A 1300-nucleotide genomic window follows, 5' to 3' on the forward strand; every position below is an offset into this window, starting at 1 on the left:
TTTCGGTTGCAGTAGCCCGCACCTCGCATTCTATGACAAAATCCAAATAAAAACTGTTAAAAATTCTATTTTTTTTCATGAGGCAAACGCGTAAGTATCCACGTAAGGAGTTCCTCTTTTGACCACCGCAAAAACCCTGCTGATTAATTTGCACCTCACGTTGTTTAAAGCAAGCATTCCGTTCTTTCCCTCCAACTTCTTCCGGTCGTAGTATTCACGCATCTGCGCATCGATGGTGATGGACTTCATGGCGCACATCTGCAGCAGCGACTTCATCTTTTTGTCCGCCAAATGGTTAACTTTCGTTCTTCCCTTAATGCTCGATCCCGAACTGTACTCGAAGGGCGCAACGCCCGAATAACACGCAAACTTCCGCCAGTTTTCAAAAGTCGTAAATCCCTTGGTCGCGATGATGAAGTACACGCTGGTTTTCTCGCCCACACCCGGAACCGAACGGATGAGTGTCTGTTGTCTGCTCAGCTCCTGATTGGATTTGATGATCGTCCTTATTTTGTCCTCAATCTTCTTTATTGCCCTTTTGATGGCATTTACCAAGGAGTCATTAATTGCCGAAATCTCCTTGAAGACCTCCTTACTAATGAACCTGGAGCTCTCTTTCGAGCTTTCCATCAGAAGCAGGGATTTCATCGCTTTTTCCCGTTCCCCATGCAACAGTTTTAGTTTCTGGATGTCGAGGTCCGTCAAAGTAACAAGTTTCAATTTATCGATGTTTCTCAGGCTATAGAAGGCGATATCCTTTGCGTCCGCCTTGTCGCTCTTGCCACGCGAGATCCCTTTGGAACGCTTGATTTCCAATGCGTCAACCACCCACAAATCCAGTCCCAATTCCGTAAGTGTATGGATCAGGTGGTTGCTGTAAACGCCGGTGTTTTCGCAGCAGAATAAAAGTTGGGAGCCATCCGTATCTTGCCTCATCAGGCGTTTTACAAAAGCTTTGATGGCCTTCGGAGTGTTCTCGATGACCAGGTGTTCGGAACTCAAAGTTTGACCGTGCAGGAGGTTGATGTCCAGCTTTAATTTTGAGACGTCGATACCGATGTGGAATGAATACTTTTTCATAACTTTGGGTTTAGGATAAAACAAAATGTTGAACTTCTTTAGAGCCTTTATTAGACCTGTATGTCTATCATTCTATTTGAAGCGTTCAACGGATTCAGGGAGAAGGCAGAGGACTAATGCGAGGTATAGTTCTAAAAACTAACAAAGCCCATAGTTCACCTCTGCTCTCCTTTGAATAAATTTAACTATTTTTACAGAAAACAAAGTAAAGGCAAAGCCC

1 protein-coding gene is annotated in these 1300 nt (G+C 44.2%); it reads right to left on the reverse strand.

All coding sequences use genetic code 11. The features are described 5' to 3' along the window. Positions 1-75 precede the first annotated feature (75 nt). Positions 76-1080: a transposase gene (locus IV513_RS15445; RefSeq protein WP_209391441.1), complete on the reverse strand. Its 1005-nt coding sequence runs from the start codon at positions 1078-1080 to the stop codon at positions 76-78. Between the last annotated feature and the right edge of the window lie 220 nt (positions 1081-1300).

Origin of the sequence: Chryseobacterium sp. RR2-3-20, from assembly GCF_017808115.1 — a bacterium.
GTDB classification, from domain to species: domain Bacteria; phylum Bacteroidota; class Bacteroidia; order Flavobacteriales; family Weeksellaceae; genus Chryseobacterium; species Chryseobacterium oryzae.

Bases quoted from the DNA above. Each gene is read 5' to 3' on its own strand.
- IV513_RS15445 (WP_209391441.1), bottom strand. From the start codon at position 1,080: ATGAAAAAGTATTCATTCCACATCGGTATCGACGTCTCAAAATTAAAG.